Genomic DNA, 21230 nt, shown 5'->3' with positions numbered 1-21230 from the left:
ACGTCAGTTCAGATCGAGGCTGTCACCGTGACGGTTCCACCAGTTCGCCAGGCGACGTGCCGCCTCCAATCCCTCCTCGACCCCCGCCACCTGTGCCTCGAGCGGCATCTGTGTGTCGAGCTGTGGGGTGTCGATCACCAGGCCGAGGGAACGGCCAGCTGGACGAGCATATCCACCGATCGCCTCGAGGCTGGCCGGGATGTTGAATGCCTTTGCCTTGATCGCCCAGTCGCCCAGCATGATCTTGACCGAGGCCGAGGGCGCAGCGCTGTCACGGCATTGCAAAGACATTTTCGGCCGGGGAAGCGCCGGCCAGATCCGCAGAGTGCGAGGAACATCGAAATAGATTGTTCGCGACCCGGTTGGGCGCACGCCATTTCCATTCGGATTTCGCTTTATGACCAGCTCCGAAAAGAACGTTTGGGCGAATGTTTTGTAGTCGGCGAAGAAGGCAGCGCTCGACGGGTTGGGAATCGGATCGTAGGGTGTCTCGGCTTGAAGGATCGCAGCATCAAGAAGCGCAAGATCGGCGCCCCTCAAACCCTCACGCAGGTCCTCATAGCTGACGTGATGGTCGAAGGCAGCACGATGTCGCGTCCCTCGCAAGTAGATCTCCGGCGCCAGCAGCACTGAAGCTGCCTTCCTGCCGCGGTTCCGCAATGCGGCGACAGTCGCGCGATAGCGATCAGGTTGCGGGTCCCCCTTTCGGGTGACACTGTAGCCGGCATCAATCTTGTTCTCGACCAGCAGGATGGAGTTGTCGGCGCGGACGAGTTCGAGGTCGATGCTGCCCCGATGTCCTGCTCCGCGATGGGGCGATTGAAGCGCGATGCTGGTGATCCGGTTGTCAGGATTACCGTCGACGGCGGTCAGGAAAACCCGGGCAAAGGCCGGATTGCTGGTCAGGGCGGCGGAGAAAAGGGCGTCGGTCTGGCGTTCGTAAATGCGAGTCATTTTTGAATGTCCTTTTCTTCCGATTTGGTCGTCCAGCGCCGCAGCAAGGCATCTGCGTGTCGCTCTCGCGCGGCATGCCAGTCGGCTTGGAGGCGGCCGGTTTGTTCCTTCAATCGATCGATTGATGCCTGAAGAGCCTCCTCGATCAGGCCGTTGTGAAGGCAGCATTCGATCCACGTTGCGTGACTGAAATCAGGGAAGTTCAGTTCGTGGATGGGCGGGAGATCCCTGTTCCAACGGCTTTCCAGATCATCCCAGTCGAAGTTGCCGCGACTCCACGGGTTGTCCGCTGGCTCATCCGCAAGGCGCCAATCCTCTGTCAGCCAGAGGCGAACGTAGGGCGCCGACGCGGGCGTGTAGGAGAGATACCAGGGCTCACTGCCCACCTCACCTGCGTGCAGGACCGGGTCCGCTTCGAAATACCATCCCGTCGTGTCAGGATTACGTTCCGTCCACTCCGCAAACGGAAGACTCCCGTCTGGCCGCTTCGGAAGCGTTATCCGCCAGGATTCGCCACTGGCCATGCGGATGTGCGGCCAGACTGGTCCGCCATCGTCGTCGCGCCCATAGAACATCCCTCGTTCCAGGTCGAGTTCGTATCCACCGACGACATGGTGTCTGCCGCCAAAAGGAAGGTCAGCGTCGAACCGCACCGCGACATACGGGCGTGACTCGAGGGCACTGGTGTATCCGCCGTGACCATCCGGCGCGATGCACAACCTGATCTCGCGGTACCACGCCAGAGTGCCGTTCGCGGACCTACTATCCGGTGCATCAGCAGGGATGCAGTAGTGCCTGCCACCATTTCCCTTGATTGCGGTCCCGACAGGCCAATAGTCGCCGCTCGCAAGATAGTTCTCATCCTGCGCACGCAAGACATCCTCGGGGGCAAGCAGAAATTCGGCTTTGCCGACGAAATACGGCACTCGCAGCAAGGGGATCGAAGGGAATGGAAACATCTCCTCGAAGTAAAGTGAGACTTCATAGGCCGGACTGATCGGGCTTTCGATCCGCTGCATGCATGCCACATCTGTTGCAACCAGGCGCTCGCAGAACATGTCCCACCGGCAGTTCATACGGCAAATGGCCGCAAAGGTCTCGTCAAGTCGGTTGCGTTGCGCAAGTTCCGCACACAATGCCTTCAGCAGGATTTCCAATGTTTCTGCTGGGCGATCATCGGGTGGAGCAATATCGGTCGGTGTCACGGCACGGGACCAAATGGACAGGTCGCGCATCATGTCGAGCTTCCAGTCGTCAGGGTCCTCTCCGCACTGTTCGGCGGCAACGGCAAGGCCGACAAGATAGGGCTCCAATGACTTTTGCGGCGTTGGACTATTCTTATATATCTCTGGGAGCTGCGGCTGCGTCGTCGGATCCTCGCCCCGCCGCAGAGTCCAGTTGGCCAGGCGGAACTCCTGCCGTTTCGCATGTGGTCTCTTGAGGCGGCTCAAGACGGCATCCTGGAAATCCTCCTTGCGAAGACCTGCCTCATTTGCCCGCTTCCAGGCGCGCGTCAGATGGAACGCCGCCTTGAGCCGGTCGAGCTTGACGACCTTCATGCCGCGTTGCACTGCCTGTTGCTCCATGCCGCGCAGCTTCTCCTTGTCGGCCTTGCGCCGCTTCTCCATGTCGGCCTCGCGCTGTTCGTCACGGCGGTTGCCTCTCTCCGATGTCGGTTCCAACGTCTCGCCCCCCTCTTAACTGTGGCGCCGGTAGCGACGGCCCGCTGCGCCGTCGTACAGCGGCAGGACTGTGACGATCCTGGCTGTGTCATCGCTCCAGATCACAGCATAGCGACCGAGCCGATCGTCTATGTTGAGTCCGTGAGACCACCGGCGACTCACTCGCACCAGACGGCAATTGTCGCCAATCGGCCGCTCGATGTCGGCATGCGTCAGGATCGCCTCGATGAAACCTTTGGTCACGCCACGCTGCGCGCTGCGCCTCAGACTGTGCTCGGAATGTGTCATCAGAACCTCCACTTCGTCTGCAATCAACATCGGGCGCACCAGTGCCAATGGCGAGACAGATTCAGACTATCAGGCTAAGTTTTTTCTGTACTTCCTATCATATGTTTTCAGATTCTTTTTCTGTATCTAAGTTACCTCACCGCCATCTGTTGTCGAGGCTGAAACAGCGCAGGCCAGCTTTCCGCGTCCCGTTATGCGGCCATAATATGATCTGTATCCTGCGGAGGGCTGGGCACTCCCCCTAACCCCTTGATTCATCTGCCCGGAATTCCCCTCCCGCACCAATTCCACCTTCCGCCTGTATTCCGGTCCCAGCCCCGTGCTCCGACTTGATAGTGGCGCAGGTCTACGCCTGTGTCGTCGTGCTAGGAGGCGAGATGGATGGTCAAACGACTGAAACTGAATGAGAAAACCCTGCGCGAGGCCGAGCCGAAGCCGGGCGTGAGCTACCAGATCTTCGACACGGACGTGATCGGCTTCGCCGCTCGGGTGCAGGCTTCAGGCGCGCGGACCTTTACCATCGACTACCGGCATGCCGGGCGGCAGCGTCGGATGACGATCGGGCGCTGGCCGGAGTGGAGCGTGACGGCCGCGCGCGAGCGCGCCAAGGAACTGCGCCGCGCCATCGACGAGGGGCAGGATCCTCTGGCGGCACGAGATGAGTGGCGCGGGGCACCTCGCGTGACGGACATGATCGACCGCTACATCGCCGAGCATCTGCCAAAACTGGCCAAGACCAACGCAGGCGACCAAGTCTCGATGCTGAAGAAGATGGTGGAACCGGCCTGGGGCAACCGGCTGGTGACGGAGATCACCAAGTCCGACGTGGCGAAATTCCTCGACTTCGTGGCCGAGGGGCGTCCCCGTCCCTGCAAGGCGAAACCCAACAACCGGGCGCGCAAGCTGCAGGGCCACAAGCCCACCCCGATCCGCGCCAACCGCATGGGCGAGGTGCTGCGCAAGATGTTCACGCTGGCCATGGAATGGGAATGGCGCACGGACAACCCCGCACAGGGGTTTCATCGGCGCATCGAGCACGCCCGCGAACGGTTCCTGTCGCCTGAGGAGCTGACCCGGCTGGCAGCGGTGCTTGATGCCGCCGAGGACCAGCGCGCAGCGGGTATCATCCGCATGTGCATGCTGACCGGCGCCCGGGTGGGCGAGGTGCGCACCGCGCGGTTCGAACAGTTCAACCTCGATTATGCCATCTGGTCGAAACCCGCCTCGACCACCAAGCAGCGCAAGATCCACCGTGTCCCGATCTCGCAGGATGTCGCTGCCATCGTGCGGCTGCGTGAGCAGGCGGTGCCCAGCGGCAACCCGTGGCTGTTTCCCGGCGACACCTTCGGCCAGCCGGTGCGTGAAATCCGCCGCTTCTGGGCCAAGGCGCAGAAAGACGCCGGGCTGGCCGACGTCCGCATCCACGACCTGCGCCATACCTTCGCCTCGCTCCTGGTCAGCGGCGGCGCGTCGCTGGAAATGATCGGCAAGCTCCTCGGCCACAGCCAGATGCAGACCACCCAGCGCTATGCGCATCTGATGGATTCGCCGCTGCGCGCAGGTGTCGACACGGTGGCCAGCCTCCTGCGCCCGCGGCCGCGCCTTGTGCATGACGCGGCGCAGGACGGGGCCGACCTGCCGAAATCGGCCTGACCCTCACGCCGCTTCCTCGCCCCGCAGCTTGCGCCAGAGCGTCGTCAGCCGCTTGCGGATCGTGCTCTCATCCGGCGCCTCCCCCGACCGGGAATTCTGCACGAACCAGTCCTGCACCAGCGCGATCAGCGTCGACTGGGTGTCGGGCACACCCTTTTCGAACAGGAACCATGTCAGCCAGGCATACATCGCGTCCCAGTCATAACGCGGGGTGGCGCCGGTGTTGCTGGCCGGCCGGCGCAGCAGGTCGCGCTCCTCCTCAAACTGCTGGAGCGGGCCGGCGGCGAGAAGCAGGTCCGACGATCGGATCGGCAATCCATCGGCCGGATCGGTCAGCTTCAGCCAGGTCGTGCTTCCGGGGGGCAGAACCCGTCTCAGGCGGGCCTGCTCGTCGCTCGGCCCGTACCGGCGAAACATCGGCATCAGTTCGGCAATCGGCACCTCGACCAGCCCTGCAACCGTTTCCTCGCCGCAGCTGACCGGCGGGATGCCCGCCAGGACCTGCAAATGCCCCGCCGCCGCCCAGCCTGCGACATCGGCCGGGTTACACCCCCAGCGTACCGCAATCTCGTAGATCGAATAGAAGGCAATGGGCGGCAGTGGCATGCGGAAACTCCAATCGGGCATGCGGCATCCCGCGACCAGAGCCGTCGGCATGCAGGTTACGGAACCCAACGCGCAAGGCGCGCGGGCGGATTCAGGGTGCAGAGCATGTCGTCGAGGAAACCCGACGGCACGCCGGAGCCGCACCCGGAAGGATGCAAGCAACTGGCGTTGTTCGTCTTTTCGATTCTTGTGGACTGCTCGCGGGGAAGCTACGCAACTTCCGGATGAGTCACAAAAACATGGAACCGTGAGGTTCCGCGCGGTCAACTCCGCCGCAGCGAAGCTCCGCCGAATGTCGACGGAACACCTCCGGAAACCGCCATTCCGCCAGTTCCGCCTCCCGCAAATCCCGTGAAACCGCCCGGACACCAACCCATCCACCCCCCCGCAAAAATATGTGACCACCGCACCGTGATCGCCGGTCGATCCGGCCCGCCCCGGCGCCAGCCGGCGGCGCCTGCATCGCTCCTGCAACAGAGCGAGCGACGGCTGCGCCCAATAGAATAAGGGGTGGAACTGGGAGGCGGGTTTCAATTCCACCTTCCGCCTGTCTTCCGGTCGTCGCGCTCTGTTTCGCTCACCCCGCCCCCAGCAGAGGGGCGCAAGGCGAACGGAGCAGCCCATGAATGACATGCAAGATGACCCCGTGGAGGACGTCCCAGACCTGCTGGCCGACTGGATCAGCCGCGAGCAGCTGGCCCGCGCGCTGGGTCTGACCACAGACACTTTGTCGCGGTGGGAAGCGCGCCGCCAAGGACCGCCCTGCACACGCATAGGTCGAAAGACCTTCTACCGCCGCGCTGCCATCCAGGAGTGGATCCGGGCGCAGGAACAGGCGCATCCGGTGCCCAAGCCACGGGGGCGGTCATGACGATCCCGCCCCGCACCACCGACTGGCCCGCCGATCGCGTGACTGAGGCGCGCGCCGTCATCGCCGATGTCGCCCATCACAATGACCAGCTGATCCGTCTCGCCTGCAACGTGCTGGTCCAGCACGGCGAGACCCCGGCCGAGCGCGAGGATGCGCGGCGGCTGCTCGTGGTGGTCGAAGCACGGCGCCCGGTGCGGCGTGCCCAGCGCGAAGATCAGGGGAGGGCCGTGCGATGAGGCGCCGTGGCACCCCAGAGGCTGATCTGAAGCGCGCGGTCGTGCAGGCGCTGCGCATCGCCCTGCCCTGCACCGCCATCATCCACCACTGCGCCAACGAGGTGACCGAGGCCGGGCCCCGCGGGGCCAAGCGCCAAGCAATCCTCGTCGGCATGGGCGTCCATGCCGGATTCGCCGACCTGATGGTTTTGTGTGACGGGCGCGTCCTGTTCCTCGAGCTGAAGGCGCCGAAGGGCCGCCTCAGCCCGGAGCAGGAAGCGTTCCGCGATGCGGTGTTGGCGCAGGGTTTCGGCTGGGCGCTGGTGCGCAGTCTCGACGATGCGCTGGGCGCGCTGGCCGATCATGGCTTCACCACGCGCATCGCACCTACCCCGCGGAGGCCCACGCCATGAGCCACGAGGCCACCAACTGGGCCATCAAGCAGCGCGGGTTGAAGCCCACGACCAAGATCGTGCTCTGGCATCTCTGCGACCGGTTCAACCCCGACTATGGCTGCTTCCCCTCGCAGGAAAGGCTGGCGCATGATTGCGAGATCAGCCGCTCAACGCTGAACGATCACCTTGGTCAGCTGGAGGCCGTGGGGCTGCTGCGCCGGGTACCGCGGCTTGACCCTGTGACCAAGCGCCAGCTGCCCACCCGCTACATCCTGTCATTCGAGCCGGGGTTCACACCTGTGGCTGTTAGCCCATGTCCGGAAATCGGACACGGGGAGGATGCGCATCCGGAAAGCGTCGATGGTGCAGGCGTTTCGCCCGTGGATGGCGTGGCCGAAGCCCTGCCGTGTCCGGATTTCGGACACGGGGATAACGCGGAAGCCGTGTCCGATTTTCAGGCCGAGCCGTGTCCGGAAATTGCCGAAAGCCGTGTCCGAAATTCGGACACTAACCCTGTAAGAGAACCTCTAAGTAAACCAGTAAAGGAGGAGAAGGGCGCGCAAGCGCGCGCCGCGATTTCCGATGAGGTGTTCGGGGATCTGCTCGCAGCGCTGGGCCTCGACCCCGCCGCCCTGCCCGGCTGGTGGCAAGGCTGGCCACCGCGGCTGCACGTCCAGCGCTGGCGCGACGAGCTGGGCCTGACCGAGGCGGAGATCGTCGCCACAGCCGAGGCCTCCCGCGAGGAGCATCCCGAACCGCCCGATGGGCCGAAAGCACTGGACCGCGCCATGCAGCGTGCCGCCCAGCGCAAGGTCGAAGATACGGGACGGAAACGGCGCAAACCCAAAGCGGCCCCTGCCCCGGCTGCGAAGCCGATCATCGATCTGCCAGCGTTCTACGCCGATCTCGTCAACTCCGACGGCTATCTGCCGGTCAGCGCGATCAGCAACACCATGCGGGATACCATGCTGGCCCGAGGGCTGGTGACGGCCGAACGCCTGCGCGAGCGCGGGGTGCGGTGAATGGCATGGTGTCACGTCCCCGGCACGGATTGTCCCTCTGCGCAGGCGGCGGAGGCCTTGATCTGGGCCTCATGCTGGCCGAGCCCGGCTATCACACCCGCGCCTTCGTCGAATGGGACGACTGGCCGCGCGCCGTCCTCATCGCGGCGCAAGCAGCCGGGTACTTCGCCCCGGCCCCAATCTGGACCGATCTGCGCAGCTTCGACGCCCGTCCCTTCCGGGGCGCCTTCGATGCTGTCCTCGCCGGATACCCCTGCCGGCCCTTCAGCGCGGCCGGAAAGCGCGGCGGCGCCGACGATCCCCGACACCTCTGGCCCGACGTCGCCCGTGTCATCGGAGAATGCCGCCCCGAATAGGTCTTCCTCGAAAACGTCGCAGGTCACGTCACCCTCGGGCTTGAGACCGTCCTGCGAGAGCTTTGGGGACTGGGCTACACGCCTGCGTCGGGCCTGTTCTCGGCGGCAGAGATCGGCGCGCCGCATGAGCGGCTGCGCATCTACATCCTGGCCCACACCGATGAGCCTGCATCCTGGCACCGGCAGATACAACCCGGCCGGGAACAGCGACTTCACCTGCAAGGCCGAGGCACTGGCGCTGGGCATCGCGGAGGCCCTGCCGAACCACTGGCCTACCCCGGCCGCACAGAACTGGAAGGGGTCGAGCGAGGCCAGCATCACCCGCATCGACGGCAAGTCCCGGATGGACCTGCTGCACTACCGGGCGGAACAAGGCTTCACCCTCCCGGCCCCAGCGACCTTGCTGGATGGGCAGCGGTCCTGCCCGCACGCCCCGATCTCGCGCCCGCTTTGGGCTTCGATGATTGCCTCGCATGGGCGCGCCGTCTCGCGGCTGATCCTGAAGGGCCGGTCGCGGCGGCGGCTGAACCCGCTCTTCGTCGGATGGCTGATGGGCTGGCCCATCGGGCACGCGCTCTGCGCCTGCTCGGCAACGGAGTTCACCCTCTGGCAGCAGCACATGCGTGGCGCTCTCTCGCAGCTGCCCATGGCCTCGGGCCCGTGGATCTGGCGGCCGACCGATGCGGCCCAGCGCCCGGCGCAGATGGATTTCCTTGAAGGATTGCAGCCATGAGTTTCCACAGTCGCGTCAGCAGCACCAGGATCAAGCGCGCGCTGGGCGTGCAGGCCGCGTTGGAATGGGCGTTCCGGATCGAACAGGCACAGCTGGAATTGCCGCTGCCTCCGGACGTCACCGAGGAAGGCTTCGGCTTCGGCCTGGAATACGTCCTCCTCCAGCGCGCCGTGCTGGGCTGCAAGATCGACGGCGGCCAACACAAGATCGGCGGCTACACCCACGAAGACGCCGAGTTGATCGCCGCCACCGTCGCCGGAATCCCCGACAGCCTAGGTGGCAAGCGCATGGCAATCCGCGTCGCCGAACTGGCCCGCGCCGGGCTGACCCCGGACTGGATGCCCGGCGCCGTTCCACGCTGCGTGCCGACCATCGTCAAGCAAAACCAACATGGCACGCATGCGGGCACCATCGTCGTGGGCACCGAACGCATTCGCATGCGTGGCCCGGGCGCGCGCGGCACTTGGAAAACCATCGAGATCCTTGCATGCCCCATCACCTTCTCCCCCCACCCCCATCAGATCGAGGCCGCCCGACGTGGCTATGGCGAATGGTGGCAGGCGTTGGGCTGGGTCAGGGACGGGCTGATCGCAGGCGGGATGCTGCGGGAGGTCGAGGTGACGGCGGCGATGCCGAAGGTGCGGCCGTGGCAAAGAACACCGCCAAGCTGCTGTTAACGGCTGGATTTCGCCCTGCGGCTGCAATACCGTCTCCAAAAGACTTTTCGGGGGGCAGATTCACCAATGGCATCAATCGACAACGGCTCCGACTTGGGGATTGAAGCCGACCTGTTCAAAGCCGCTGACAAGCTGCGCGGCAACATGGAACCGTCGGATTACAAGCACGTCGCCCTCGGCCTGATCTTCCTCAAGCACATCTCGGACGGGTTCGAGGCCAAACGCGCCGAGCTTCTGGCCGAATACCCGGAGGGCGCCGAGGATCCCGACGAATACCTTGCCGACAATATCTTCTGGGTGCCACAGGAGGCGCGCTGGTCGCACATGCAGGCCAGCGCGAAACAGCCGACCATCGGCAAGCTGATCGACGAGGCGATGATCGCCATCGAAAAGGTCAACCCTTCCCTCAAGGGCGTCCTTCCCAAAGATTACGGCCGCCCCGCGCTCAACGCTGTCATGCTGGGCGAGTTGATCGACCTGATCTCGGGCATCGCGCTGGGCGAGGGCAAGGACAAGGCGCGCGACCTGCTGGGCCGGGTCTACGAGTACTTCCTCGGCCAGTTCGCGGGCAGCGAAGGCAAGCGCGGCGGCGAGTTCTACACCCCCCGCTCGGTCGTGCGAACCATGGTCGAGACGCTGGAACCTTACAAAGGCCGCGTCTATGACCCCTGCTGCGGATCGGGCGGCATGTTTGTACAGTCGGAGAAGTTCGTCGAGGCGCATGGCGGCCGCCTCGGCGACATCGCCATCTACGGGCAGGAATCGAACTACACCACCTGGCGACTGTGCAAGATGAACCTTGCCGTGCGCGGCATCGACGCCGACATCCGCTGGAACAGCGAGGGCACGTTTCACAAGGACGAACTGCCCGACCTGCGCGCCGATGTGATCCTTGCCAATCCCCCCTTCAACATCTCGGATTGGGGCGGCGAGCGGCTTCGCGAGGATGGCCGCTGGAAATATGGCATTCCGCCCGCGGGCAACGCCAACTTCGCCTGGCTGCAGCACATCCTGCATCACCTCTCGCCCACCGGCACGGCGGGAGTGGTGCTGGCCAATGGCTCGATGTCCTCGACCCAATCGGGCGAGGGCGAGATGCGCCGCGCGATGATCGAAGGCGAGGTGGTCGATTGCATGATCGCCCTGCCGGGGCAGTTGTTCTATTCAACCCAGATCCCGGCCTGTCTGTGGTTTCTGGCAAAGGACAAGTCGAACGGCATCGCGCGCGACCGCAAGTTGCGCGATCGGCGCGGCGAGGTGCTGTTCATCGACGCCCGCAAGCTGGGGTTCATGGTGGACCGCACGCGGAAAGAGTTCTCCGATGCCGACATCGCCCGGATCGCCGACACCTACCACGCGTGGCGGTTGGGTGAGGGTTACGCCGACGTGCCAGGCTTCTGCAAATCGGCGAGCATCGAGGACATCCGGTCGCACGGCCACGTCCTGACCCCGGGCCGCTATGTGGGCGCCGAGGCGGCAGAGGAGGACGAGACGCCCTTTGCCGAGCGGTTTTCCGCCTTGCAGGAGCAACTGGAGGCGCAGTTTGCCGAGGCAGAGGAACTGACGGCGACCATCCGGGCGCGGTTGGAGATTATCGCGAATGACCTTTGATGACGAAAAGAAGGTCGGCGATTTCGTAGAACTCATTCGCGGCACGACCTATCAGGGCGCACTTGTTGGAAAACCAGGTCCTGCTCTACTGGGCCTTGGCTCGATAGTACCTGGCGGTGGCTTTAGAGGAAAAGACTTCAAGACATACGGCGGTGAATGTCCGGAAAAGCTTATGCTTCGCCCTGGGGATCTTTTTGTATCGCTCAAAGGAGCAACCAAAGCCGGAGATATGATTGGGTCGATCGCCCGTGTTCCGCCCGAGGTCCAATCTGGTAGGCTCACACAAGATACCGTTAAGTTGGTTTTCCGCACGGAGGCTGAACCGTTCCGATCGTATCTATATTGGTTGCTGCGAACGCCTCATTACCGAGACTATTGTGCGGGCCGTGCAACTGGAAGCGCAGTCGTTGCGTTGAGTCGCGACGATTTTCTTTCATACCCAGTTCCGCCACTAAATCCCCTCGGAGTGGAAATCATCTCTGCCCTCGATCAGATCGACGAAAAGATCGAGCTGAACAGGAAGATGAACGCCACGCTGGAGGCCATGGCGCGGGCGCTGTTCCGCGACTGGTTTGTCGATTTAGGCCCCACCCGCGCCAAGATGGAAGGCCGCGAACCCTACCTCTCCCCCGACCTCTGGTCCCTCTTCCCTGACCGCCTGGACGCCGAGGGCAAGCCGGAGGGGTGGGACGAAAAGCCTCTCGACGAAATCGCCGACTTCCTGAACGGCCTCGCCCTGCAAAAGTATCCCGGCGAAGGTGAGGCGAACAACCTGCCGGTCATCAAGATTGCCGAGCTTCGAAACGGGATCACGAGCAATTCCAACCGCGCATCGCGTCGGGTGCCGCCTCAGTATGTCGTGCAAGACGGTGACTTCCTGTTCTCTTGGTCCGGAAGCCTGCTTGCGAAGTTCTGGACCGGTGGCGAAGGAGCTTTGAACCAGCACCTCTTCAAGGTCACTTCGGACCGTTACCCTGCGTGGTTCTTCAGCGAGTGGGTGCAGCATCATCTGGAGGAATTCCAAGTCATTGCGGCCTCCAAGGCAACGACGATGGGTCACATTCAGAGAGGGCACCTGAAGGCTGCCAAGACAATCTGTCCCTCAGACCGTGTGATCGCTCGACTGGGCGAAGCTGTTGCCCCGCTGATCGACCGCATCGTTGACAACGAACTTGAGTCCCGCACCCTCGCCCAGACCCGCGACCTCCTGCTGCCGCGTCTGATGTCGGGAGAGTTGCGGCTGGCCGACCTCGACAGCCAAAAGGCGGAACAGGCATGACCGAGGTTTCACGGGCAAATCTCAAACGGGCCATCGTCACCCGTCTGGACAGCATCGCCGAAGAGCATCGCCTGGGCCATCAAGCTGCCTATGCCAACAGGTACAAAATGCGGTCGCACCACGATGCGCCGATCGAGCTGATGTTCGAGAAACACCCCGACACCGAGCCGCATCTGTGGGTGCTGGCGGCGCAGGTCGCCTCGATCCCCGAACGCGCCGTTGTTGCAGAACCTTATCCCAAAGCGGATCTCTACAAGATTCCGGCAAAGGGTGGAGGCAAGCAATATGGCCGTCATTCCGCTTTGGAAGATATGACCATGCTCGGCAAGGCCGATCTGATCCGCTTTACCCTGCGCAGCATGGCCGACCTGGACGTTGTCTTGTCGGCCGTCATGCAAACGCAGCGCCAATGCCGCAGGGGTGAATGATGGAGTGCCAAGTGTATGAGTAGCGATTGGTATCCGGGCATTGAGAGATTCTGCGGGCATTGGAACCATGCGCCGATGCTGCAGCAGACGTTCGACACCTTGAAACAAACCTTTGCCGCAGGCCACGATGCCTGCATCGACGCGTCGAAGGGCCTCGTGGAATGCGCTTGCCGCGTAATCATCAAAAATCTCGATGATCCGTCAAACCCCATCAAGGAATGGAAAGACAGCCCGATCAAGGCGGAAACGCCCGGCTTCAAGGACTGGGTGTCGGCCGCACTCCGCTTGCTCAACCTGACCGAAAGCCGCGACGACCCGTTCAGCAAGCTGCTGTCGCAGCATTTCAAGCTGGTCGACGAGCTGGGCCGGTTCCGGAACATGGCGGGACCGATCAGCCACGGAAAGGAAGGGTTCTCCCACAAGCTCTCGGCTCATCACCGGCGAGCTGCGGTGCTGGCTGCGGATGCCCTCGTCACCTTCCTGCATGAGGCTTACCTCGAGCGCGAACCCGACCCTGTCACGACGCTTGAGCCTTACGAACGCTTTCCCAAGTCGAATGCCCTCATCGATTTTCACGTCGAGGCTGAAGCTGCCAGCAATGAGGATGGGTGGCTGGACATAACACTTCGGCTGCCGGGGGACGAAACGCTCGACCTTACGGTAGAGCCCTCCCGCCTGCTTTTTGGCGTCGATCGTGAAGCCTACAAATATGTGCTGGGTTTGTGCCGCGATGCTTCACAGCCTCCTGCGGAAGACGACGACGAGGAGGCAGCCTGATGGCGACACTGACCGAAGCCGAAGTCGAAGCCGTCTTGCTCGATCAGCTCGGGGCGCTGGGCTATGCGTGCCTTAGCGACGCAGTTTCGGGCCCCGATGGCCCGGCCCCGGAACGCGACGCCTATTCCGACACCATACTTGCCGTGCGGCTGCGCGAGGCCATCGCACGGCTGAACCCGCAGATCCCCGAGGACGCGCGCGAGGATGCCTTGCGGCGGGTGATCGCCAGCGACCGCCCCTCGCTGATCGAGGAAAACCGCCGCCTGCATCGGGCAATGGTCGAGGGCGTACCGGTCGAGTACCGGGCCGAGGATGGCACGATCCGCGGCGACGCCGTGCGGCTTCTGGATCCGGAGGACCGGCAGAACGACTGGCTGGCCATCGCGCAGTTCACCGTGATCGAGAACAGCGCCAACCGCCGCCCGGATGTCGTGGTGTTCCTGAACGGCCTGCCGGTGGGCGTGATCGAGGTGAAGAAGCCGGGGGCCGAGACTGCGACGCTCGGTGCGGCCTTCAACCAGTTGCAGACCTACAAGGCGCAGATTCCCTCGCTGTTTCGCGCCAATGCCGTGCTAGTTACGACCGACGGCATCCAGGCCCGCATCGGCTCGCTGACCGCCGATCTGGAACGCTTCATGCCGTGGCGCACCACAGATGGTGCCGATGTGGCGCCCAAGGGCGCGCCGGAAATGCCGGTGCTGATCGAAGGCGTGTTCGCGCGGCCGCGGCTTCTGTCGCTAATGCGAGATTTCACGGTCTTCGGCGACACGCCCGGCGGTCTGGCCAAGATCATTGCGGGCTATCACCAGTTCCACGCCGTGAAGCGGGCGGTGGCCAGCACTGTGGAGGCCAGCCGGTCAGGGGGCGACCGCAAGGCAGGGGTGATCTGGCACACCCAAGGGTCAGGGAAGAGCCTGCTCATGGCCTTCTATGCCGGGCAGCTGGTGCGCAAACCCATGATGGAAAACCCGACCATCGTCGTCATCACCGACCGCAACGACCTTGACGACCAACTGTTCGGGACGTTCTCGATGTGCCGCGATCTGATCCGACAGACGCCGGTTCAGGCTGACAGCCGCGAAGACTTGCAAAAGGCGCTGTCCCGAGCCTCGGGCGGTGTAGTGTTCACCACCATCCAGAAGTTCGCGCCAGAGAAGGGCAAGGCCTATCCCCTGTTGACCGACCGCCGCAATGTGGTGGTGATCGCCGATGAAGCCCACCGCAGCCAGTACGGGTTCAAGGCGCGGATCGAGAAAACGGGCGAGATCGCCTATGGCTTCGCCACGCACCTGCGCGACGCCTTGCCCAATGCCTCCTTCATCGGCTTCACTGGCACGCCGATCGAGAAAGACGACGTGAACACGCCCGCCGTGTTCGGCCACTACATCGACGTCTACGACATCAGCCGCGCCGTCGAGGACGGAGCGACCGTCCCGATCTTCTACGAAAGCCGCTTGGCCAGGATCGAACTGCCTGAAGAGGAAAAGCCCAGGGTCGATGCCGAAATCGAGGAACTGACCGAGGACGAAGCCGTAAGCGAACAGGAACGGCTGAAACGGAAGTGGTCCACGGTCGAGGCGCTGGTGGGCGCCGACAAGCGGCTGCACATGATTGCCGAAGATCTCGTCGCCCATTTCGAGGCGCGCGTACAGGCAATGGATGGCAAGGCCCTGGTCGTCTGCATGAGCCGCCGCATCTGCATAGACCTCTACAACCAGATCGTGGCGTTGCGTCCCGACTGGCACTCCGATGATGAAAACGTAGGGCTGGTGAAGATCGTCATGACCGGTTCCGCCTCGGACCCGGAGGCCTGGCAACCCCACATCGGCGGCAAGGCCCGGCGCGATCTGCTGGCCAAGCGAGCGAAGGATCCGAAAGACCCGCTAAAGCTGGTGATCGTCCGCGACATGTGGCTGACCGGCTTCGACAGCCCCTCTATGCACACCATGTACATCGACAAGCCGATGCGCGGCCATGGGCTGATGCAGGCCATCGCCCGGGTGAACCGGGTGTTCCGCGACAAGCCCGCTGGGCTGATCGTCGATTACATCGGCATCGCCCAGAACCTGAAATCTGCGTTGGGCCAGTATTCCAAGTCTGACCAGGATCAGGCTGGGATCGACGAGGGCGAAGCCGTCTCGGCCCTACTGGAGCGTTTGGATGTCGTGCGCGCCATGTTCCACGGTTTCGACTACTCGAACGGACTGGCCGGCACCCCGCACCAGCGCCTTGTCGCGCTAGCGGAGTCGTTAAACTGGATTCTGGCCAAACAGGACGAGGCAGCCCAGCGAGAAACCGACAAGGAAGCCAAGAAAGCCGCGCATCGCCGATACCCGGATGCGGTGCTAGCGCTGTCCAAGGCATTTGCGCTCTGTTCCGCCAGCGATACCGCCCGCGAGATCCGAGACGAAGTGGGCTTCTTCCAGACCGTGCGCGCGGCCATGGTCAAGGCATCGGACACTTCCGGCCGCTCGGCCGCCGACCGTGACCTTGCCATCCGCCAGATCGTGAATGGCGCCGTGGCCTCGACCGAAATCGTCGACATTCTATCGGCGGCCGGGCTGTCGTCACCCGACATCTCCATCCTGTCGGACGAGTTCCTTGCCGAAGTTGGGCAGATGGAAAAGAAGAACCTTGCCCTCGAGGCTTTGAAGAAACTGCTGAACGACGAAATCAGGTCGCGCAGCAAGTCGAACGTCATCGAAACCCGGAAGTTCTCGGAGCGGCTGGAAGAGGCGATCTCGCGCTATCACACCAATGCCATCAGCACGGTCGAGGTGCTGCAGGAACTGATCGAACTAGCAAGAGAGGTTCGCGAAGCCCGAAACCGGGGAGAAGAAACCGGGCTCACGCCCGAGGAAATCGCATTCTATGACGCGCTTGCCGACAACCAGAGCGCGGTCGATGTTCTCGGCAATGACAAGCTGAAGATCATCGCGCATGAATTGCTCAAGGGGCTCAAGGCCAACGTCAGCATAGACTGGGCCCACCGCGACAGCGCCCGGGCCCGCCTCCGGGTTCTCGTGAAGCGCATCCTGCGGAAGTACGGCTATCCACCTGACCTCGAGGACGCAGCCGTTCGCGGCGTTCTCGCCCAGGCCGAAGCGATGCTCACGGAAATGACGGTGTAGAGAATCATGACCACTCGGCTGAAGCGCTCCTCGATCTGGCTTCTGGTTCTGGCATTGGCGTCCCCCGCGCTGGGCCAGAGCTTCTCGTGCCGGATCGGCACCCAGCCCGCCTGCCTCGACTATGGCGACAAGGTCTGTTCAAGCAGCGGCATGTGCGTGGACCAGAACGCCGCATGTTTCGACAAATACGAGTGCAACTACGAGGGTTTCACCTGCAAGTCGAACGTGACCGAATGCGTCGAGGCGCATGACTCGGTGTTGAAGAAGCACAACGAATTGGTCGACGATTTCAACGAGAACCTCGCGATCGCCAAGAAGATGGCCGCGCGCATGGACGACATCGAAAGCTGCCTGACCTATGCCAGCACCCTTGAGGACGCGAAGCAGTGTGCGCAATGACCGCAGCCGGTCACATACAGGTCGTGAAAGTGGCTTCTTTGCCAGGATTGAGCCGCCAATCATGGCGTTGTCAGGAGTAGATTTCGCATGGCGCTTTTCGACTGGCTTTTCGGCCGCAGCCCAGAGCCGCAGCAACGCGACCAGCAACAGCATGCCATACCGGACGGTCTCCCGCCTCAGATTGCCCGTGCCCCCGCCAGACCGGCATTCGCCCGCGCCCACTGCGTGCCAGAGGGTAGCTTCCGCTTCATCGCGCTGGATGTTGAAACTGCCTGCAGCGATGTGGCCAGCATCTGCCAGATCGGCTTGGCCTGTGTGCAGCCCGACAACCAGATCCAGACATTCTCCATGCTGGTCAATCCCGGCACTCGATTTGACCCGTTCAATATCCAACTCCACGGCATTGGCCCAGATCATGTGACCGACGCGCCCAGGTTTTCTGAAGCATTGGCGGCCCTGCTGCCGCTGCTGACCGGGCATCACCTCGTCCAGCACAGCAACTTCGACAAGCAGGCGGTCAACGCAGCGTGCGCTGTTTGTGGCATCGCTACCCCGGATCTTCGCTGGAGCGACAGCGTCACGATAGCCAGACGCGCATGGCCAGAGCTGAAGGGGAACGGCGGCCATGGCCTTGCCAACCTCAAACGCAAGCTGAACCTGCAGTTCCATCATCACGACGCGGGCGAAGATGCGCGAGCGGCGGCGATGGTCGTGCTGCACGCCGAAGCGCATCTCCGATCGCCCTTTGAGGAATTGATCAAGCCCCCTGCACAGAAACGGTATGCTGCGGCGATCACCATCGAAGGCAACCCGAGCGGGGCCCTGGTAGGTTCTGTTGTGGTGTTCACCGGGGCGCTGGGAATGTCACGGAGCGAGGCGGCAGAACTTGCAGCTCGTGTCGGCATGACCGTGAAAGCCAGTGTGACCAAAGAGACAACGCATCTGGTCGTCGGCGATCAGGATCTGACCGTCCTCGCCGGGCACGCCAAGAGCAGCAAACACCGCAAAGCCGAGGAAATGCAGAGCGCTGGGTATCCTGTTCAAATCCTTGGAGAGCGCGAGTTCAAGGCACTTGTAGCCAACGCTCGGGCCGTTTGATCCCCCCTTGTCTGGTTCCTCCCCGGCGCTGAACGTATGCGGGGGGGCGCAGCGCGGCGGTTCGCTAGCGTGAGGCGTTTTCACCGGGGAAGCCAGGCGGAAGCCACCTTGCGCGTTGATGCCGGAATTCCTGAGTCAGATCAGCGCCTTACGGAATCACGATCTGGCGGGGGTGGATTCCCGGCGGGAAGCCAGGGAAGCCACCTCCGAGGAAGCCAGGTCGCGGGAAGCCAGGTCGCGGGAAGCCACCCGGAAAGCTAATTCCTGAGAAGCTGTTGAATCCGCTTCACTTTTCGGGTTGACAGACCTGCCCCCATTGACCTACCCCTTGATCATCGAAGAATTGCGCCCGGAGGAAACCCCTCGCGGGCGCTTTTCATTTCCCATCACGCACATCTCGAGCCCCGCCCCATGGACCTCGTCTTCGCGCCGAGCCAGATTGAATCTTGGCCGATTGCCCGGCTGCGCCCCTATGCCCGCAATGCCAAGATGCATGGCGACGACCAGGTGGCGAAGATCGCCGCCAGCATGGCCAAGTTCGGCTGGACCGTCCCTTGCATGGTGGCCGACGACGGCGAGCTGATCGCGGGACATGGTCGGGTGCTGGCCGCGACCATGCTCGGGCTGACCGAGGTGCCGGTGATCCGGCTCAGCCACCTCGATGAGGCCGAGCGCCGCGCCTACCGGATCGCCGACAACAAGCTGACCGAACTGGGCGAATGGGACGAGGCCCTGCTGCGCGACGAAATCGCGGGGCTGCTGGCCGAGGATTTCGACCTGACCCTGCTCGGCATCAGCGACGAAGATCTGGATGCACTGCTGCGGGATCCCGAGGCGCTGGGCACCGACGGCCCGGTCGAGGGCGAGGACGATGTTCCGGAGCTGCCGGTCACGCCGGTGTCGGTGCCCGGCGACCTCTGGCAGCTGGGCGCGCACCGGCTGATCTGTGGCGACAGCACCGCGGCCGATGTGGTCGGGAGGCTACTGGGTGATGTGCGCCCCCTGCTGATGGTGACCGACCCGCCCTACGGCGTGGAGTATGACCCCTCCTGGCGCAACCATGCTGGGGCCGCGAAAACCAAGCGCACCGGCAAGGTGCTGAACGACGACAAGGCCGACTGGCGCGAGGCATGGGTGCTGTTCCCCGGCGACGTGGCCTATGTCTGGCATGGGGCGCTGCATGCCGCGACCGTGGCGGACAGCCTGACCGTGGCAGGTTTCGCCATCCGGTCGCAGATCATCTGGGCGAAGGACAGACTGGTGCTGAGCCGTGGCGACTACCACTGGCAGCACGAACCCTGCTGGTATGCGGTGCGCGCCAAAGGCAAGGGCCACTGGGCGGGCGACCGCAAGCAGACCACGCTGTGGCAGATCGCCAACCGGGACCAGGATACCGACACCGTGCATGGCACGCAGAAGCCGGTCGAATGCATGCGCCGCCCGATCCTGAACAACTCCAACCCCGGCCAGGCGGTCTATGAACCCTTCATGGGATCCGGCACCACGCTGATCGCGGCCGAAACCACCGGCCGGGTCTGCTTCGGGGTCGAACTGAACCCGGCCTATGTCGACGTCGCCATCGAGCGCTGGCAGTCCTTCACGGGTCAGGAGGCGGTGCTGGCGGAAACTGGTGAGAGCTTCCCAGCCCTCAAGGCCAAGCGGCTCGCGGCATGAACGCGCCCCTCCTGCCCGGCCGGATCGAGCATTGGCCGCTGTCCCGCCTCCGGCCCTATGCCCGCAATGCCAAGACCCACGATGCCGATCAGGTGGCGAAGATCGCCGCCAGCATGGCCGAATTCGGCTGGACGGTCCCCTGCCTCGTCGCCGCCGATGGCGAGCTGATCGCGGGCCATGGCCGCGTCCTGGCCGCAGCCCAGCTCGGGCTAGCCGAAGCCCCGGTCATCGTGCTGGGCCACCTGACCGAGGCGCAACGGCGGGCGTACCGGATCGCCGACAACAAGCTGACCGAACTGGGCGCGTGGGACGAGGCCCTGCTGCTCGAGGAACTGCGCGGGCTGATGGACGAGGATTTCGACCTGGGGCTGATCGGGATCCCCGAGGACGAGCTGGACGCGCTGCTGCATGATGCCGACGACCGTCCAGCTATCGACGACGACACGGCCGACACCATCCCCGAGGCACCGGCCGAGCCGATCACGCAAGCAGGCGATATCTGGGCGCTGGGCGATCATCGCCTGATCTGCGGCGATGCCACTGACCCGGCAGTAGTTTCGCGGCTGATTGACGGGGCACAAGCCTCGCTGCTGTTCACCTCGCCGCCCTATGCCCAGCAGCGCGACTATGGCGCGGCGAAGGAAAAGGTCGGCGATTGGGATGCGCTGATGCAGGGCGTCTTTTCCGTGGCGCCCGTCACCGCCGATGCCCAGCTGCTGGTCAACCTCGGCCTCGTCCACCGCGACGGCGAGTGGATCCCGTATTGGGAGCAATGGCTTAACTGGATGCGCGCGCAGGGCTGGCGGCGCTTCGGCTGGTATGTCTGGGACCAGGGGCCCGGCCTGCCCGGCGACTGGAACGGCCGCCTCGCGCCCTCGCACGAGTTCATCTTCCACTTCAACCGCCAGCCGCGGAAGCCGAACAAGACGGTGGAGAGCAAGCACGCGGGCGAAACCCTCGGCGGCGGCGGCCTGCGAGGGGCCGACGGCACGGTCCATCGCAAGACCGGCTACGGCGATGCGATCCAGAGCCATCGCATCCCGGATTCTGTGTTCCGCATCATGCGCCACAAAGGCGGCTTGGGCGCGGCCGGGTCGCACCCGGCCGTATTCCCCGTGGCGCTCGTCGAGGCTGTGCTGGAGGCCTTCACCGACCCCGGCGACCTGGTGTTCGAGCCCTTCTGCGGCTCTGGCACCCAGCTGATCGCCGCGGAGCGCACCGGGCGGCGCTGCTGCGCGGTGGAGCTGGACCCGGTCTATTGTGACGTCGCCGTGCGGCGGTGGGAGATGGCGACGGGGCGGAAGGTGACACTCCTCCATGTTTGAGCCAGCCAACCAAGGCGCATCCCGCGTTTCGCCCTCTGAGATTTGATCAACTCAAA

The 21230-nt window shown here is 63.7% G+C and carries 20 protein-coding genes and 1 pseudogene; 17 read left to right on the top strand and 4 right to left on the bottom strand.

Annotated elements, in window-relative coordinates:
• Positions 1-3: 3 nt before the first annotated feature.
• From OEZ60_RS15385 to OEZ60_RS15375, 3 genes are all read right to left on the bottom strand, one after another.
• Entirely contained in the window at positions 4-954 is a 951-nt protein-coding gene (locus tag OEZ60_RS15385; protein ID WP_263338024.1) for a hypothetical protein, read from the bottom strand.
• Positions 951-2582 (bottom strand): hypothetical protein, encoded by a 1632-nt coding sequence (locus tag OEZ60_RS15380; protein ID WP_263338021.1) that lies wholly within the window; start codon positions 2580-2582, stop codon positions 951-953. Before OEZ60_RS15380 ends, OEZ60_RS15385 begins: the two co-directional genes overlap by 4 nt.
• Positions 2583-2651: 69 nt before the next feature.
• Complete coding sequence (locus OEZ60_RS15375) at positions 2652-2924, bottom strand: hypothetical protein (RefSeq protein ID WP_263338018.1); 273 nt, start codon at positions 2922-2924, stop codon at positions 2652-2654.
• Between the two features lie 381 nt (positions 2925-3305).
• Here OEZ60_RS15375 and OEZ60_RS15370 point away from each other — a divergent pair, with 381 nt between their 5' ends.
• Positions 3306-4577 carry a tyrosine-type recombinase/integrase gene (locus OEZ60_RS15370; protein ID WP_263338013.1) on the top strand — a complete coding sequence of 424 codons (1272 nt, stop codon included), beginning with the start codon at positions 3306-3308 and terminating at the stop codon, positions 4575-4577.
• A gap of 3 nt (positions 4578-4580) precedes the next feature.
• Here OEZ60_RS15370 and OEZ60_RS15365 read toward each other — a convergent pair whose 3' ends face one another.
• Positions 4581-5183 carry a hypothetical protein gene (locus OEZ60_RS15365; RefSeq protein WP_263338010.1) on the bottom strand — a complete coding sequence of 201 codons (603 nt, stop codon included), beginning with the start codon at positions 5181-5183 and terminating at the stop codon, positions 4581-4583.
• Positions 5184-5805: 622 nt separating this feature from the next.
• Between OEZ60_RS15365 and OEZ60_RS15360 the strand changes: the two genes are divergently transcribed.
• The 16 genes and pseudogenes from OEZ60_RS15360 (at position 5806) to OEZ60_RS15285 (ending at position 21174) form a co-directional block, all read left to right on the top strand.
• Positions 5806-6054 (top strand): helix-turn-helix transcriptional regulator, encoded by a 249-nt coding sequence (locus tag OEZ60_RS15360; protein ID WP_263338005.1) that lies wholly within the window; start codon positions 5806-5808, stop codon positions 6052-6054.
• The gene (locus tag OEZ60_RS15355; protein ID WP_263338003.1) at positions 6051-6290 is read left to right on the top strand and encodes a hypothetical protein; all 240 of its coding nucleotides are present in this window, start codon (positions 6051-6053) and stop codon (positions 6288-6290) included. The genes OEZ60_RS15360 and OEZ60_RS15355 overlap by 4 nt, the downstream gene beginning before the upstream one ends.
• Positions 6287-6682 carry a VRR-NUC domain-containing protein gene (locus tag OEZ60_RS15350; RefSeq protein ID WP_263338001.1) on the top strand — a complete coding sequence of 132 codons (396 nt, stop codon included), beginning with the start codon at positions 6287-6289 and terminating at the stop codon, positions 6680-6682. The genes OEZ60_RS15355 and OEZ60_RS15350 overlap by 4 nt, the downstream gene beginning before the upstream one ends.
• Complete coding sequence (locus OEZ60_RS15345; RefSeq protein WP_263337999.1) at positions 6679-7686, top strand: helix-turn-helix domain-containing protein; 1008 nt, start codon at positions 6679-6681, stop codon at positions 7684-7686. Before OEZ60_RS15350 ends, OEZ60_RS15345 begins: the two co-directional genes overlap by 4 nt.
• Before the next feature lie 5 nt (positions 7687-7691).
• Positions 7692-8147: pseudogene (locus tag OEZ60_RS15340) on the top strand (DNA cytosine methyltransferase); the annotation flags it as partial.
• Positions 8148-8202: 55 nt separating this feature from the next.
• The gene (locus OEZ60_RS15335; RefSeq protein ID WP_263337998.1) at positions 8203-8775 is read left to right on the top strand and encodes a DNA methyltransferase; all 573 of its coding nucleotides are present in this window, start codon (positions 8203-8205) and stop codon (positions 8773-8775) included.
• Positions 8772-9452: a hypothetical protein gene (locus OEZ60_RS15330; RefSeq protein ID WP_263337996.1), complete on the top strand. Its 681-nt coding sequence runs from the start codon at positions 8772-8774 to the stop codon at positions 9450-9452. The genes OEZ60_RS15335 and OEZ60_RS15330 overlap by 4 nt, the downstream gene beginning before the upstream one ends.
• 66 nt (positions 9453-9518) lie before the next feature.
• Positions 9519-11063, top strand: a complete 1545-nt coding sequence (locus OEZ60_RS15325; protein ID WP_263337994.1) for a class I SAM-dependent DNA methyltransferase — start codon at positions 9519-9521, stop codon at positions 11061-11063.
• Positions 11053-12342: a restriction endonuclease subunit S domain-containing protein gene (locus tag OEZ60_RS15320; RefSeq protein WP_263337991.1), complete on the top strand. Its 1290-nt coding sequence runs from the start codon at positions 11053-11055 to the stop codon at positions 12340-12342. Before OEZ60_RS15325 ends, OEZ60_RS15320 begins: the two co-directional genes overlap by 11 nt.
• The gene (locus OEZ60_RS15315) at positions 12339-12770 is read left to right on the top strand and encodes a hypothetical protein (RefSeq protein ID WP_263337988.1); all 432 of its coding nucleotides are present in this window, start codon (positions 12339-12341) and stop codon (positions 12768-12770) included. The genes OEZ60_RS15320 and OEZ60_RS15315 overlap by 4 nt, the downstream gene beginning before the upstream one ends.
• Positions 12771-12845: 75 nt before the next feature.
• Positions 12846-13547 carry an abortive infection family protein gene (locus tag OEZ60_RS15310; protein WP_263337986.1) on the top strand — a complete coding sequence of 234 codons (702 nt, stop codon included), beginning with the start codon at positions 12846-12848 and terminating at the stop codon, positions 13545-13547.
• Positions 13547-16678, top strand: a complete 3132-nt coding sequence (locus OEZ60_RS15305; RefSeq protein ID WP_263337983.1) for a type I restriction endonuclease subunit R — start codon at positions 13547-13549, stop codon at positions 16676-16678. The genes OEZ60_RS15310 and OEZ60_RS15305 overlap by 1 nt, the downstream gene beginning before the upstream one ends.
• A gap of 6 nt (positions 16679-16684) precedes the next feature.
• Complete coding sequence (locus OEZ60_RS15300; protein ID WP_263337980.1) at positions 16685-17077, top strand: hypothetical protein; 393 nt, start codon at positions 16685-16687, stop codon at positions 17075-17077.
• Between the two features lie 87 nt (positions 17078-17164).
• On the top strand, positions 17165-18175 hold the full coding sequence (locus OEZ60_RS15295; protein WP_263337977.1) for an exonuclease domain-containing protein: 1011 nt from the start codon (positions 17165-17167) through the stop codon (positions 18173-18175).
• Between the two features lie 411 nt (positions 18176-18586).
• Complete coding sequence (locus OEZ60_RS15290) at positions 18587-19849, top strand: site-specific DNA-methyltransferase (RefSeq protein ID WP_263337974.1); 1263 nt, start codon at positions 18587-18589, stop codon at positions 19847-19849.
• Positions 19846-21174 carry a site-specific DNA-methyltransferase gene (locus tag OEZ60_RS15285; protein WP_263337971.1) on the top strand — a complete coding sequence of 443 codons (1329 nt, stop codon included), beginning with the start codon at positions 19846-19848 and terminating at the stop codon, positions 21172-21174. Before OEZ60_RS15290 ends, OEZ60_RS15285 begins: the two co-directional genes overlap by 4 nt.
• The last annotated feature ends 56 nt before the right edge of the window (positions 21175-21230 follow it).

The sequence above is a fragment of the Albidovulum salinarum genome, assembly GCF_025673475.1.
GTDB lineage: Bacteria > Pseudomonadota > Alphaproteobacteria > Rhodobacterales > Rhodobacteraceae > Albidovulum > Albidovulum salinarum.
The sequence above is the reverse complement of the archived record's forward strand: the minus strand, read 5'-3'. Positions and strand labels throughout refer to the sequence as shown.